This is a genomic window from Kitasatospora sp. NPDC054795, assembly GCF_053611565.1.
In genome coordinates this window covers 18,458-31,560 of sequence record NZ_JBSHAP010000108.1, presented here as the reverse complement: position 1 = coordinate 31,560, position 13,103 = coordinate 18,458, and the positions used below count along the sequence as shown (strand labels likewise).

General features: G+C 71.8%; 12 protein-coding genes and 1 pseudogene. 7 read left to right on the top strand and 6 right to left on the bottom strand.

What is annotated here, in order from left to right; translation table 11 throughout:
- Nucleotides 1-434 (bottom strand): acyl-CoA dehydrogenase family protein (locus tag ACWGJO_RS31130; RefSeq protein ID WP_452188823.1); only part of this gene is annotated, 434 nt, incomplete at its 3' end.
- A 230-nt stretch (nt 435-664) separates the two neighbouring features.
- Between ACWGJO_RS31130 and ACWGJO_RS31125 the strand changes: the two genes are divergently transcribed.
- From ACWGJO_RS31125 to ACWGJO_RS31115, 3 genes are all read left to right on the top strand, one after another.
- Nucleotides 665-2,002, top strand: a complete 1,338-nt coding sequence (locus ACWGJO_RS31125) for a UDP-glucose dehydrogenase family protein (protein WP_452188821.1) — start codon at nt 665-667, stop codon at nt 2,000-2,002.
- A gap of 83 nt (nt 2,003-2,085) precedes the next feature.
- Nucleotides 2,086-2,214 carry a hypothetical protein gene (locus ACWGJO_RS31120; RefSeq protein WP_452188819.1) on the top strand — a complete coding sequence of 43 codons (129 nt, stop codon included), beginning with the start codon at nt 2,086-2,088 and terminating at the stop codon, nt 2,212-2,214.
- Nucleotides 2,215-2,254: 40 nt separating this feature from the next.
- On the top strand, nt 2,255-2,665 hold the full coding sequence (locus tag ACWGJO_RS31115) for a CoA-binding protein (RefSeq protein WP_452188817.1): 411 nt from the start codon (nt 2,255-2,257) through the stop codon (nt 2,663-2,665).
- Here the strand turns inward: ACWGJO_RS31115 and ACWGJO_RS31110 are convergent.
- The 3 genes from ACWGJO_RS31110 to ACWGJO_RS31100 are packed head-to-tail and all read right to left on the bottom strand — an operon-like array spanning nt 2,662 to nt 5,582.
- Nucleotides 2,662-3,876 (bottom strand): dipeptidase, encoded by a 1,215-nt coding sequence (locus ACWGJO_RS31110; protein ID WP_387693298.1) that lies wholly within the window; start codon nt 3,874-3,876, stop codon nt 2,662-2,664. The two genes, ACWGJO_RS31115 and ACWGJO_RS31110, sit on opposite strands and share 4 nt — an antisense overlap.
- 33 nt (nt 3,877-3,909) lie before the next feature.
- Nucleotides 3,910-4,446: a 5-(carboxyamino)imidazole ribonucleotide mutase gene (purE, locus tag ACWGJO_RS31105; RefSeq protein WP_359906144.1), complete on the bottom strand. Its 537-nt coding sequence runs from the start codon at nt 4,444-4,446 to the stop codon at nt 3,910-3,912.
- A complete protein-coding gene (locus tag ACWGJO_RS31100) occupies nt 4,443-5,582 on the bottom strand; it encodes a 5-(carboxyamino)imidazole ribonucleotide synthase (RefSeq protein ID WP_359906141.1) in 1,140 nt (379 codons plus the stop codon). Before ACWGJO_RS31100 ends, purE begins: the two co-directional genes overlap by 4 nt.
- Nucleotides 5,583-5,883: 301 nt before the next feature.
- Here ACWGJO_RS31100 and ACWGJO_RS31095 point away from each other — a divergent pair, with 301 nt between their 5' ends.
- Nucleotides 5,884-6,402 carry a GtrA family protein gene (locus tag ACWGJO_RS31095; RefSeq protein ID WP_387693294.1) on the top strand — a complete coding sequence of 173 codons (519 nt, stop codon included), beginning with the start codon at nt 5,884-5,886 and terminating at the stop codon, nt 6,400-6,402.
- A 186-nt stretch (nt 6,403-6,588) separates the two neighbouring features.
- Nucleotides 6,589-6,885: pseudogene (locus ACWGJO_RS31090) on the top strand (ester cyclase); the annotation flags it as partial.
- Nucleotides 6,886-7,013: 128 nt separating this feature from the next.
- On the opposite strand, the gene ACWGJO_RS31085 reads toward ACWGJO_RS31090, so the two are convergent.
- Nucleotides 7,014-8,258: an ATP-binding protein gene (locus tag ACWGJO_RS31085; RefSeq protein WP_387693292.1), complete on the bottom strand. Its 1,245-nt coding sequence runs from the start codon at nt 8,256-8,258 to the stop codon at nt 7,014-7,016.
- A 59-nt stretch (nt 8,259-8,317) separates the two neighbouring features.
- Nucleotides 8,318-8,992, bottom strand: a complete 675-nt coding sequence (locus ACWGJO_RS31080; RefSeq protein ID WP_030058577.1) for a response regulator transcription factor — start codon at nt 8,990-8,992, stop codon at nt 8,318-8,320.
- Between the two features lie 329 nt (nt 8,993-9,321).
- Here ACWGJO_RS31080 and ACWGJO_RS31075 point away from each other — a divergent pair, with 329 nt between their 5' ends.
- Both ACWGJO_RS31075 and ACWGJO_RS31070 read left to right on the top strand, forming a co-directional pair.
- A complete protein-coding gene (locus ACWGJO_RS31075; RefSeq protein ID WP_452188813.1) occupies nt 9,322-10,845 on the top strand; it encodes a peptide MFS transporter in 1,524 nt (507 codons plus the stop codon).
- Nucleotides 10,846-11,036: 191 nt separating this feature from the next.
- The gene (locus tag ACWGJO_RS31070) at nt 11,037-13,064 is read left to right on the top strand and encodes a prolyl oligopeptidase family serine peptidase (RefSeq protein ID WP_452188811.1); all 2,028 of its coding nucleotides are present in this window, start codon (nt 11,037-11,039) and stop codon (nt 13,062-13,064) included.
- Nucleotides 13,065-13,103: the final 39 nt, after the last annotated feature.

The following is a 13,103-nucleotide window of genomic DNA, read 5'->3' as shown; positions in this document are numbered from 1 at the left end:
CCCGCCGCGTCCGAACCCGCCTCCGGCTCCGACAGGCAGTACGAGAACATCCCCTCGCCCCGCGCCAGCGCCCCCAGGTACTTCGCCTTCAGCTCCTGCGACCCCGACAACTGCACCGGCAGCGACCCCAGCTTGTTCACCGCCGGAATCAACGAGGACGACGCACACACCCGCGCCACCTCCTCGATCACGATCACCGTCGCCAGCGCATCCGCCCCCGCACCACCGAACTCCTCCGGCACGTGCACCGCGTGCAGATCACTGCCCCGCAACGCCTCCAGCGCCTCCTGCGGGAACCGCCCCTGCTCGTCCACCTCCGCCGCGAACGGAGCGATCTTCGCCTCGGCCAGCGAACGCACCGCCTCACGGAGCATCCCGTGCTCCTCGGAGATCCGGAAGAGATCGAAGTCAGCCGCCCCTGCGCTGCCCGCCATGATGCCTGCCTCGTCGTTCAGTGACCGGTGCCCGATCGAGGTCCGATCGACGCCCGGTGCGAGTCGAATCCGCGGTTAACTACCGTTCAGTAGAGATCCTAGGGCGCCGACCTGCGACTGCCTAGCGTTCAGGGCGGTCCCTCGGGCGTGCAGGTGATCCCGGTGCGCCCCCGGCGGGCGGATAGCATCAGGGCATCCGTACTGGTCGCGTCCGCATCCAAGGAGAACCCGTGACCCTCCGCATCTCCGTGATCGGCACCGGCTACCTCGGCGCCACGCACGCCGCCGCGATGGCCGAGTTCGGCTTCGAGGTGCTGGGTCTGGACATCGACCCGGACAAGATCGCCATGCTGACCGCGGGCCGCGTCCCGATGTACGAGCCGGGGCTCTCCGAACTGCTGCTCAAGCACGTGGCCGGGCACGAGGGTTCGACCGGACGGCTGCGCTTCACCACCTCCGCCCAGGAGGCCGCCGAGTTCGGCGACGTGCACTTCATCTGCGTCAACACTCCGCAGCGCAAGGGCGAGTTCGCAGCCGACATGTCGTACGTCGACACCGCGGTCGACGAGCTCGCGCCGCACCTGACCCGTCCGGCCCTGGTGGTCGGCAAGTCCACCGTCCCGGTCGGCTCGGCGGCCCGGCTGGCCGAGCGGCTGGCCGCGCTGGCGCCGGTCGGGGAGGGCGCCGAACTCGCCTGGAACCCGGAGTTCCTGCGCGAGGGGTTCGCCGTGCAGGACACCCTGCGGCCGGACCGGATCGTGGTCGGCGCCCAGAGCGAGCGGGCCGAGCGGGTGCTGCGCGAGGTGTACGCGGAGCCGATCGCGGCCGGGGTGCCGTTCATGGTCACCGACTACGCGACCGCCGAACTGGTCAAGGCGGCCGCCAACTCCTTCCTGGCCACCAAGATCTCCTTCATCAACGCGATGGCCGAGGTCTGCGAGGCGGCCGGCGCGGACGTCACCCAGCTCAGCAAGGCACTCGCCTACGACGAGCGGATCGGCGGCAAGTTCCTCAACTCCGGCCTCGGTTTCGGCGGCGGCTGCCTGCCCAAGGACATCCGGGCGTTCATGGCCCGGGCCGGCGAGCTCGGCGCCGACCAGGCGCTGACCTTCCTGCGCGAGGTCGACTCGATCAACATGCGGCGCCGCTCCCGGATGGTCGAGCTGGCCCGCGAGCAGTGCGGCGGCGGCTTCCTGGGCCGCCGGGTCGCCGTCCTCGGCGCCGCCTTCAAGCCCAACTCGGACGACATCCGGGACTCCCCCGCCCTCAACGTGGCCGCCCAGATCCAGCTCCAGGGCGCCCAGGTCACCGTCTACGACCCGAAGGCCGTGGACAACGCCCGCAAGATGTTCCCGTCCCTCACCTACGCCCACTCCGCCCTGGAGGCCGCCGAGGGCGCCCACGTGGTCCTCCACCTCACCGAGTGGTCCGAGTTCCGAGAGCTGGACCCGTCCGCGCTCGGCGCCGTGGTCGCCGAACGCCGCCTCCTCGACGGCCGCAACGTCCTGGACGCCGAGGCCTGGCGGGCCGCCGGCTGGACCTACCGCGCCCTGGGCCGCCCGAGCTGACGAGTCCGCTCCCGAGCGCCCGTCCCCGACCCCGGGGGCGGGCGCTCGCGCGCGTCCGGCTGATCAGCGACGAGACCTGGGGAATGACCCTCCGGAACCGCGACGAGACCGATGGGCACCGGCCCCGGGGGAAGGCCTGGGTCGTCGAACTGGAGATCACGTACGACAACGACACGACGGCCCTGGCCAAGCTCGACGCCACCAACATCTGAGCCCAGGAATCCGGCGCCCGCGAACGCCGTTGGTACCGGCATGACGAGCTACGGCGACGAAGCGGCGGTCCGCGAGATCCTCGCCCGCACCGGCGACACCTGGGCGGTGGTGGGCCTGTCCACCAACACCGCCCGCGCCGCGTACAGGGTGGCCAGGGTGCTCCAGGAGTACGGCAAGCGGATCGTGCCCGTGCACCCGAAGGCCGAGACGGTCCTCGGCGAGCAGGGCTACGCCTCGCTCGCCGAGGTGCCGTTCCCGGTCGACGTGGTGGACGTGTTCGTCCGGTCCGAACTCGCCGGGGAGGTGGCCGACCAGGCGGTGGCCGCCGGGGCGAAGGCGGTCTGGTTCCAGCTGGGCGTCGTCGACGAGGCCGCCTACGGGCGGACCCGGGCGGCCGGGCTCGCCATGGTGATGGACAGGTGCCCGGCCATCGAGATCCCGCGGCTCTAGGCCGCAGGGCCGTCCAGCTGCGCGATGGTGGCGATGGACGGGCGGCGGCTCGCGCGCAGCCCGGCGGCCGCCGATTCGGCGTCGCGCAGGACGCGCACGGCGTTGTGCCAGGTGAGCTTGGCCAGATCGGCCTCCGACCAGTGGCGGCCGAGGAGTTCGGCGACCAGGTTGGGGTAGCCGGCCACCGAGTCCAGGCCGTCCGGCAGGAAGGCGGTGCCGTCGAAGTCGCCGCCGATGCCGATGTGGTCGATGCCGGCCACCTCGCGCATGTGGTCGAGGTGGTCGGCGACGGTGGCCGGGGTGGCGATCGGGCGCGGATTGGCGGCCTCGAAGGCGCGCTGGCGCTCCATGGCCGGCGGGGTGGTGTCCAGCGGGTGGAAGCCGTGGGCGCGCATGTTCTCGTCGGCGGCCCTGGTCCAGTCGATGGCGGCGGGCAGGATGAACTTGGGCACGAAGGTCGCCATCGCCACGCCGCCGTTGGCGGGCAGCTGGGCGAGCACGTCGTCCGGGATGTTGCGCGGGTGGTCGCAGACCGCGCGCGAGGAGGAGTGCGAGAAGACCACCGGCGCCTCGGTCACCCGCAGGGCGTCGCGCATGGTGTCGGCGGAGACGTGCGAGAGGTCGACCAGCATGCCGAGCCGGTTCATCTCCCGGACGACCTCCTCGCCGAACCGGGTCAGCCCGCCGGCCACCGGCTTGTCGGTCGCGGAGTCCGCCCACGGCACGTTGTCGTTGTGGGTGAGCGTCAGGTAGCGCACGCCCAGCTCGTACAGGGCGCGCAGGGTGGCCAGCGAGCAGTCGATGGAGTGGCCGCCCTCGGCGCCCATCAGGGAGGCGATCCGGCCCTCGGCGCGGGCGGCCTCGATGTCCGCGGCGGTACGCGCCAGGCGCAGCCGGTCCGGGTAGCGCTCGACCAGGGCGTGGACGAAGTCGATCTGTTCCAGGGTGGCGCTCACGGCGTGGTCGCCGGCCAGCGAGGAGGGGACGTAGACGGACCAGAACTGCGCGCCGACCCCGCCCTCCGCGAGGCGGGCGAGGTCGGTGTGCAGGCGGTCGCTCTGGTCGGCGGCGAGGTCGAGCGCGCCGAGGTCGTATCCGGCCTGCTCGCGCATCGCCCAGGGGAGGTCGTTGTGGCCGTCCACCACGGGGGCGGTGCGCAGCAGGGCGCGGGCGCGGTCCAGCGGGGTGGGGGAGTCCGTCCGAGAAGTCATACGGGTTGTTCTACCCCACCCCCACCAGGGGGATTACTTGCCGAAGCCGAAGGAGGAGGAACCGGCCACCTTGGCGCGCAGCTTCTGGCCCTTCTCGGTGGCCTGGTTGTTCAGCTCGGCCTGGAACTCGGTCATCTTCTCGGTGAGTTCGGGGTCGAAGGCGGCGAGCATCCGCACCGCGAGCAGGCCGGCGTTGCGCGCGCCGGCCACCGAGACGGTCGCCACCGGCACGCCGGCCGGCATCTGGACGATCGACAGCAGGCTGTCCATGCCGTCCAGGTAGCGCAGCGGCACCGGCACGCCGATGACCGGCAGCGGGGTGACGGAGGCGAGCATGCCCGGCAGGTGGGCCGCGCCGCCGGCGCCGGCGATGATCGCCTTCAGGCCGCGCAGGTGGGCGTTCTCGCCGTACGCGACCATCTCGCGGGGCATCCGGTGGGCGGAGACGACGTCCACCTCGTAGGGGATCTCGAACTCGTCGAGCGCCTGGGCGGCGGCCTCCATGACCGGCCAGTCGGAGTCCGAGCCCATCACGATGCCGACGAGGGGGGCGGTCGAAGCGGGGCTCATTCGGTGATCGTTCCTCGCAGGTAGGCGGCCGCGTGGCGGGCGCGCTCGCGGACGTCTTCGAGGTCGTCCCCGAAGACGTTGACGTGGCCGACCTTGCGGCCGGGCTTCACGTCCTTCCCGTACATGTGGATCCGCAGCCCGGGGTCGCGGGCCATGCAGTGCAGGAAGGGGCGGTACATGTCCGGGTAGTCGCCGCCGAGGACGTTGACCATGACGGTCCACTTGGCGCGCGGGCGGGGGTCGCCGAGCGGGAGGTCGAGGACGGCCCGCAGGTGGTTCTCGAACTGCGACGTGACGGCGCCGTCCTGGGTCCAGTGCCCGGAGTTGTGCGGGCGCATGGCCAGCTCGTTGACGAGGATGCGGCCGTCCCGGGTCTGGAACAGCTCGACGGCGAGGTGGCCGACGATGCCGAGGTCGCCGGCGATCCGCAGGGCGAGCTGCTGGGCCTCGTCGGACAGGGCCGGGTCGAGGTCCGGCGCGGGGGCGGTGACCTCGGCGCAGACGCCGTTCTCCTGGACGCTCTCCACCACCGGGTAGGCGACGGCCTGGCCGCTGGGCGAGCGGACCACGTTGGCGGCCAGCTCGCGGACGAAGTCGACCTTCTCCTCGGCCAGCACCGCGACGCCGGCCAGGAACGGGGCCTGCGCCTGCTCCTCGTCGTCGACGACCCAGACGCCCTTGCCGTCGTAGCCGCCGCGGACGGTCTTGAGGACGACCGGGTAACCGGAGCCCTCCTCGGCGAAGGCGGTGACGTCGGCCGGGTCGGCGACGATCCGGTGCCGGGGGCAGGGCACGTCGATGGAGTCCAGCTTGGCCCGCATCACACCCTTGTCCTGGGCGTTGACCAGCGCGTCCGGGCCGGGGCGGACGGCGATGCCGTCGGCCTCCAGGGCCCGCAGGTGCTCGGTGGGGACGTGCTCGTGGTCGAAGGTGATCACGTCGCAGCCGGCGGCGAAGGCACGCAGGGTGTCGAGGTCGCGGTAGTCGCCGAGGACGACGTCGGACACCACCTGTGCGGCGGAGTCCTGGGGCGTGTCGGCGAGGAGTTTGAACCTGACCCCGAGCGGGATGCCCGCCTGGTGTGCCATGCGGGCCAGCTGCCCGCCACCGATCATGCCCACCACTGGAAAATTCACATTGCCCGGGGAAGTCACGCGGCCCAGGATATCCGGGCCGGTCGGGGGCGGTGGAGCCGCCGGTGGGGCCGCCGGGGCGGACGCGCGTAGATGTCAACCTGTCGCCCTGGGGGCTGAGCCGTTCGATGGAAGCGGGTAGCCTGGACGGCCAGGTCCTGGTCTGCGCGGTCCGATCATGTGCGTGCACGCAGGGCTCAAGGGGTGGCCGCGCCGTCGCGGCAGGCCCTTTCGTCCCGCAGGCACATGGAGGCAGTCCGGTATGGCGACGACCGCAGCTTCGAACCCCCCGCTCGCACAGAAGATGCGTGGGATCACGGGCGAAGTCGTGAAGTTCGGCATCGTCGGCCTGAGCGGCGTGGTGGTCAACTTCGCCGTCTTCTGGGTCTGCATCAACGGCATGGGCCTCGCCTCGGTCCGGTCGAACATCGTCGCGACGGTGATCGCGATCGCGACCAACTACCTGGGCTACCGCTACTGGCTCTACCGGGACCGCGACGCCGCCTCCCGCAGGCGCGAGATCACGCTCTTCCTGGTCTACAGCGGCATCGGCATGCTGATCGAGACCGGCATCCTCGGCTTCTCGGTGTACGTGCTCGACCTGCGCTCGCACTACGAGCAGATCGGCGCCAAGGTGATCGGCCTCGCCGTGGCCACCGTGTTCCGCTTCGTCTCGTACCGCACCTGGGTGTTCAAGGCCGTGCCGGAGCCCGTCGGACTGCCCGCCCAGCAGGCGGTGGACGCCACCAGCGGCCAGGAGCTGGCCGCACAGGCCGAGCTGATGCTGGCCACCGAGCGGATCCGCCTCGCCAAGGCCGAGTAGGCCCCCCGCGCCCCCTGCTCCCCTCGCACCCCCTTCGCTCCCCGCAGCCCCGGCAGCCCGAACGCGGCCGCCGGGGCTTGCCGTGTCCACCGGGCTTGCCGTGTCCGCCGCGGCCGGAGGACAGTGGTTACCGAGGGCGAGCACGGCCGGCGGACGATCGTGGCCGAGGGGGTCAGGAGGCTCGCCATGACGTTCGTCCAGATCATCGACTGCAGGACCGACAGGCTCGACGACCTCAACCGGCTGCTGGACACCTGGGTCGAGGCGACCCGGGGCAAGCGGACCGCTTCCCACGCGGTGATCGGCACCGACCGTTCCGACACCGCGCACGTGGTGCAGATCGTGGAGTTCCCCTCCTACGCGGCGGCGATGGAGAACTCCGCCCTGCCCGAGACCGACCGGATCTTCCGCGAGATGGTGGCGCTCTGCGACGCGCCGCCCACCTTCACCGACCTCGACGTGGTCCGCGACGCGCAGTTCGACTAGGTCGTGTCCGGTCGGTCTTGCAGGATCAGCGCGATCGGCCGGACAGGGCCTGGGGCGTGTCCGACCATGCGACGCGCACCCGGCGGGAATTGTCGGACACGCCCTTGGCCGGGCCCCGGGCCCGTTCAGTCCTGGTGGCTGCGTCCGAGGAAGAGCGCGAACACCGCCGGCTTCAGCGAGAGCAGTTCGAGCCGCCCGCCGTCCGCCTCCGCGAGGTCACGGGCGACGGCCAGACCGATGCCGGTGGAGTTGCGCCCGCTGACCGCGCGTTCGAACACCCGGTTGCCGAGGTCCGCCGGCACGCCCGCGCCCTGGTCCTGGACCTCGACCACCGCCGAGGTGCCGGACGGCCGGACCCGCAGGGTGATCGTCCCGGCGCCGTGCATCAGCGAGTTCTCGATCAGGGTGGCCAGCACCTGGGCGACCGTCCCCGGGGTGCCGACCGCGGTGACCCCGTGCAGCCCCTCCAGGGAGAGCACCCTGCCCTGCTCCCGCAGCGTCGGGCCCCACTCCTCCACCTGCTGCTTGATCACCTCGTCCAGGTCGAAGGCGACGGCGGTGGGGCTGCGCGGGTCGCGCTGGGTGGTGAGCAGCCGCTGGACCACGTCGGTGAGCCGCTCGACCTGCTGGAGGGCGATGGTCGCCTCCTCCTTGACCGTCTCCGGCTCCTCGGCGAGGGCGGTGATCTCCTCCAGCCGCATGGAGAGCGCGGTGAGCGGGGTGCGCAGCTGGTGCGAGGCATCGGCGGCGAGCCGGCGCTCGGCGGTGAGCATCCGGGCGATCCGCTCGGCGCTGGTGTCCAGCACCTCGGCGACCCGGTCGAGCTCGGGCACCCCGTAGCGGCGGTCGCGCGGGCGCGGGTCGCCGGAGCCGAGCCGCTCGGCGGTCTCGGCGAGGTCGGTGAGCGGCCGGGCGAGCCGCTTGGCCTGCCAGACGGCGAGGGCCACCGCGGCCTGGACGGCGAGCAGGGCGACCACGCCGAGCAGCAGCAGGTTGTTGGCGATCTCGTGGTCGACGTCCTCGCGGGACTGTTCGACGGTGACGGTCTCGCCGCTGTTGCCGCGCTCGACGGCCTTCAGCAGGTGGTTCCCGGCGGGACGCTCGCCCGCGGAGACCACCGGCTGGCCGGGCACCTGCACCTCGACGTAGCTGCCCTCGGTGATCTGGCTCTCGAAGGCCCGCCCGGTGACCGGCTCCCCCGCGGCGAGCCGGCTCTCGACCAGGGCGAGCACCCGGACGGCGGCCGCGTCCACCCGGTCCTGGGCCGAGTTGACGATGGTCCGCTTCTCGACCAGGGCGAGCGGTACGCAGAACACCACGACGACCACCAGGACGACGCCCAGCAGCGAGTTGATCATTCTGCGTTTCACGCTGCCGCTCCCCGGGGTGTTCCACTGCCGCGGGCCGAGGGCCCGTTCTCCGTCAGGGACTAATTCTTCTCGAACCGGAACCCGACTCCACGCACGGTGGCGATGTAGCGGGGGTTGGCCGCGTCGTCGCCGAGCTTCTTGCGGAGCCAGGAGATGTGCATGTCCAGGGTCTTGGTGGAGGTCCACCAGGTGGTGTCCCAGACCTGCCGCATGATCTCCTCGCGGGTGACCACCCGGCCGGCGTCCCGGACCAGGACCCGGAGCAGCTCGAACTCCTTGGCGGAGAGGGTGAGTTCCTCGTCGCCGAGCCAGGCGCGGTGGGATTCGATGTCGATCTTCACACCGTGCGCGCCGGTGGTGAGCTGGTCGACGTTGCCGCGCCGGAGCAGGGCCCGGACGCGGGCGAGCAGTTCGGCCAGGCGGAAGGGCTTGGTGACGTAGTCGTCGGCACCGGCGTCCAGGCCGACCACGGTGTCCACCTCGTCCGCGCGGGCGGTGAGCACCAGGACGGGGCAGCTCTTGCCGTCGGCACGCAGGCGGCGGCAGACCTCCAGGCCGTCCATCTCGGGCAGGCCGAGGTCCAGGACGACGAGGTCGACCTCCTCGGTGAGGCCCGCGGCCAGTGCGGTCGGACCGTCCTCGCGGACGAGCACCTCATAGCCCTCGCGTCGCAGGGCCCGGGCGAGCGGTTCGGAGATCGCCGGATCGTCCTCGGCGAGCAGCACACAGGTCATGTGGTGATGGTAGTCCGCCGGGGTAACGCCGGACGCCCTGTGAGGTAGTTCACAGAGCGTGATCGTTACACAAGACCCTCATCACACCCAACAGGCCGCAGCGGACCGGCCGTTCGGTGAAGAATCTCCATTTGGATCTTGAAACCGAAGGAAGACGCGCCCATCTACCATCGATAGATCGGGAAGATCTGGCGCCGACTTTGCCATTCCCATACCTGATTCAAGGCTTTTGTCATCTGATAAAGCCAAATGTCGCCACGTAGAGTGGTTTCGTCCACGTCCGCCGTCACCCCCCTAGGCGGACGCTGTCAGGCAAGGAACCACTACTCATGGCGTCGAAGACCCTGGACGCCGACATGACGTCGGCCTCTCCCGGCGGCAAGACCTTCCTCGGGCACCCCCGAGGTCTTGCCACCCTGTTCATGACCGAGATGTGGGAGCGCTTCTCCTACTACGGCATGCGCGCCCTGCTCATCTACTACCTGGTCTCCGGTGGCGCCGACGCCGCCGTGGGCAGCCAGGGCGGCGGCCTCGCCATGACGGCGACGACGGCGACGGCGATCTACTCCGTCTACGTCTCGATGGTCTACCTCATGGCCTACCCCGGCGGCTGGTTCGGTGACCGGGTCTGGGGCGCCCGCAAGACCGTCGCCATCGCCGGGTTCGTGATCATGTTCGGCCACATCGCGCTGGCCGTCCCGGGCCAGGCGGCGTTCTTCCTCGGCCTGCTCCTGGTCGCGCTCGGCTCCGGGCTGCTGAAGGCCAACATCTCCACGATGGTCGGCCAGCTCTACAACGGCCCCGAGGACCCGCGCCGCGACGGTGGCTTCACCGTCTTCTACATGAGCATCAACCTCGGTGCCTTCGTCGCCCCGTTCATCATCGGAACGATCGGCAAGGAGTACAGCTGGCACCTGGGCTTCGGTATCGCCGCGGTCGGCATGGCCTTCGGCCTGGTGCAGTTCCTGCTGGGCAGCCGCCACCTGAGCCCCAAGAGCAGCAAGGTCCCCAACCCGCTCAAGCCCGCGGAGCGCAACAGCCTGCTGGTGAAGGGCGGCATCGCCGTCGCCGCCATCGCCGTCTTCTACGCCGTGATCGTCGGGCTTGGCGTCTACACCCTGAACTGGGCCCTCGTCCCGCTCACCCTGGCCGGTCTGCTCATTCCGGTCGCCGTGCTGGTCCGGATCAAGCGCGACAAGGATCTCAGCGCCGGCGAGCAGTCCAAGATGTCCGCCTACATCTGGTTCTTCGCCGCGGCCGCCATCTTCTGGATGATCTACGACCAGGGCGGGTCGACCCTCTCCCTGTTCGCCGACAAGAAGACCGCCGACAGCCTGTTCGGCCTCGGCTTCTCGGCCACCTGGTACCAGTCGCTCAACCCGCTGTTCGTGATGGCGCTCGCGCCGGTGTTCGCCTGGCTGTGGCTGTGGCTCTCCCGCCGCAACAAGGAGCCCAACACCATCGTGAAGTTCTCGATGGGCCTGGTCCTGGTCGGCGCCTCGTTCTTCATCTTCATCATCCCGATGAACATGGCGGACGGCGGCACCATGGTCTCCCCGTTGTGGCTCGTCTCGATCTACCTGATCCAGACCATCGGTGAGCTCTGTCTCTCCCCGGTCGGCCTCTCGGTCACCACCAAGATGGCGCCGCAGAAGTACGCCTCCCAGATGATGGGTGTCTGGTTCCTCGCCGTCACCGCCGGTGACTGCACCACCAGCCTGCTCTCGCTGGCCGGCGTCAACCTCGACGGCAACGGGATCATCGCGATGCAGGCGTCGCTCGCCGTCCTCGCCGGGCTCGCCGTCTTCGGCTACCGCAAGCGCGTCCAGGCCCTCATGGGCGACGTGCGCTGACGGACCGGCCTACGGCTCACGACTCCGGGGCCGCCGTGGATTCCTGAGATCCGCGGCGGCCCCGGCCGCCTTTCCCGGCCCCGCCCGTCCTCCGCCCCGGCCGCCCAGGCCACCCCGGCTGCCCGCCCGCCGAGGCCGCCGGGCGTCATGCGCTCGACACGGGCCCGGCGGCCATGCCTATGGTGCCCCGCATGACGACCCTCTCCTTACCCCGTCAGCTGGCCCGCACCCGGCAGTTCACCCTGGGTGTCCCCGTCCGGCCGGAGCCTTCGCCGGACGGCGCCACCGTGCTCTTCCTGCGCGGCCGGTCCGGCACCGACCCGCTCGCCTGCCTCTGGGCCCTGAACACCGCCACCAGCGAGGAACGGCTGATCGCGGACCCGGCCGTGCTGGGCGCCGCCGAGGGCATCGCCGGGTACAGCACCGACGCCGCCGGCGCGCTCGCCGCCTTCGCGCTGGACGGCGCCCTGTGGCTGGCCGACACCGCCCGCGGCACCGTCCGCGCCGTCCCCGTCCCCGGCCCGCCGCAGGACCCCCGGCTCGACCCGGCCGGCCGCCGGATCGCCTACGTCACCGCCGGCGCCCTGCGGGTGGTCGGCATCGACGGCACGGACGACCGTCCGCTCGCCGAACCCGAGGCCGAGGACGTCTCCTACGGGCTCGCCGAGTACATCGCCTCCGAGGAGATGTTCCGCGACCGCGGCCACTGGTGGTCCCCCGACGGCACCGCACTGCTGGTCGCCCGGGTCGACAACCGCCCGCTCGCCCGCCTCTTCCTGGCCGACCCCGCCGACCCGCACCGCCCGCCGCGCACAATCCGCTACCCGCTGGCCGGCACCGCCAACGCCGAGGTCTCGCTGCGGCTGCTCGGCCTCGACGGCACCGACACCGGGGTCCGCTGGGACCGCGCCGCCTTCGAGTACCTCACTGCCGCCGGCTGGGACGGCCACGGCCCGTACGCCGCCGTGCAGAGCCGCGACCAGCGCACCGTCCGCACCCTGGCGATCGAGCCGGACGGCGCCACCCGGGTGCTCGCCGAGCGGCAGGACGCGCACTGGATCGAGCTGCTCCCCGGCCTGCCGGCCCGCACCGGGGGCGGCGCCCTGGTGGACACCGCCGACCTGGGCGACACCCGGCACCTGACAGTCGACGGCAAGCCGGTCACCCCGCCCGGGCTCCAGCTGCGCGCGGTGCTCGGGACGGACGGCGAGCAGGTCCTGTTCACCGCCTCCGACGAACCCACCGAGACCCACCTCTGGACGTACGGACCGGACACCGGCCCACGACGGCTCAGCAGCGGCCCCGGCCTGCACACCGGGGTGCGGCGCGGCGGCACGCTGGTCCTCACCACCCGTTCCCTCGGCCACCCCGGTGGCCGCTCCACCGTCCTGCGCGAGGGCTCGACACCCCACCCGCTCACCTCGCACGCCGAGCCGCCCGTCGTCACCGCCCGGCCCGAACCGCTCCGGCTCGGCCCGCGCGAGCTGCGCGCCACGCTCTTCCTGCCCGCCGGCCATCGCCCCGGGGACGGCCCGCTGCCCGTCCTGCTCGACCCGTACGGCGGACCCGCCATGCAGAAGGCCACCACCGGCGGCTTCTGGTGGGACCAGGTCTCCCAGTGGTTCGCCGACCAGGGCTTCGCGGTCCTCGTGGTGGACGGCCGCGGCACCCCCGGGCGCGGGCCGCGCTGGGACAAGGCGATCCACGGCGACAAGGCGGGGCCCGCCCTCGACGACCAGGTCGAGGGCCTGCGGGCGGCCGACCGGCTGCGGCCCGGGCTGCTCGACCTCGACCGGGTCGCCATCCGCGGCTGGTCCTACGGCGGCTACCTCGCCGCGCTCGCCGTACTGCGCCGCCCGGACGTCTTCCACGCCGCCTCCGCCGGAGCCGCGCCCACCGACTGGCGGTTCTACGACACCCACTGGCAGGAGCGCTTCCTCGGCCACCCCGACGAGCACCCCGAGCACTACGACAGCGGCTCGCTGATCGCCCTGGCGCCGGAGCTCCGCCGTCCGCTGCTGCTGATCCAGGGCCTCGCCGACGACAACGTCCACCCGGCCCACACCCTGCGGCTGTCCGCCGCCCTGCTCGCCGCCGGCCGCCCGCACGAGGTCCTCCCGCTGCGCGCCACCGGCCACCGGCCCACCGACGAGGCGGTGGTGGAAAACCTGCTGCACCACGAACTGCACTTCCTGCGGAGCTCGTTGGGCCTGGCATGAGCGAAGGCCCGCCCCCGGCCGCAGGACCGGGGGCGGGCC

What these genes read in the sequence shown, in the direction of transcription:
- ACWGJO_RS31120 (WP_452188819.1), top strand. Translation starts at nt 2,086, where the DNA reads ATGACCCTCCGGAACCGCGACGAGACCGATGGGCACCGGCCCCGGGGG.
- ACWGJO_RS31115 (WP_452188817.1), top strand. Translation starts at nt 2,255, where the DNA reads ATGACGAGCTACGGCGACGAAGCGGCGGTCCGCGAGATCCTCGCCCGC.
- ACWGJO_RS31110 (WP_387693298.1), bottom strand. Translation starts at nt 3,876, where the DNA reads ATGACTTCTCGGACGGACTCCCCCACCCCGCTGGACCGCGCCCGCGCC.
- purE (WP_359906144.1), bottom strand. Translation starts at nt 4,446, where the DNA reads ATGAGCCCCGCTTCGACCGCCCCCCTCGTCGGCATCGTGATGGGCTCG.
- ACWGJO_RS31095 (WP_387693294.1), top strand. Translation starts at nt 5,884, where the DNA reads ATGCGTGGGATCACGGGCGAAGTCGTGAAGTTCGGCATCGTCGGCCTG.
- ACWGJO_RS31080 (WP_030058577.1), bottom strand. Translation starts at nt 8,992, where the DNA reads ATGACCTGTGTGCTGCTCGCCGAGGACGATCCGGCGATCTCCGAACCG.
- ACWGJO_RS31075 (WP_452188813.1), top strand. Translation starts at nt 9,322, where the DNA reads ATGGCGTCGAAGACCCTGGACGCCGACATGACGTCGGCCTCTCCCGGC.
- ACWGJO_RS31070 (WP_452188811.1), top strand. Translation starts at nt 11,037, where the DNA reads ATGACGACCCTCTCCTTACCCCGTCAGCTGGCCCGCACCCGGCAGTTC.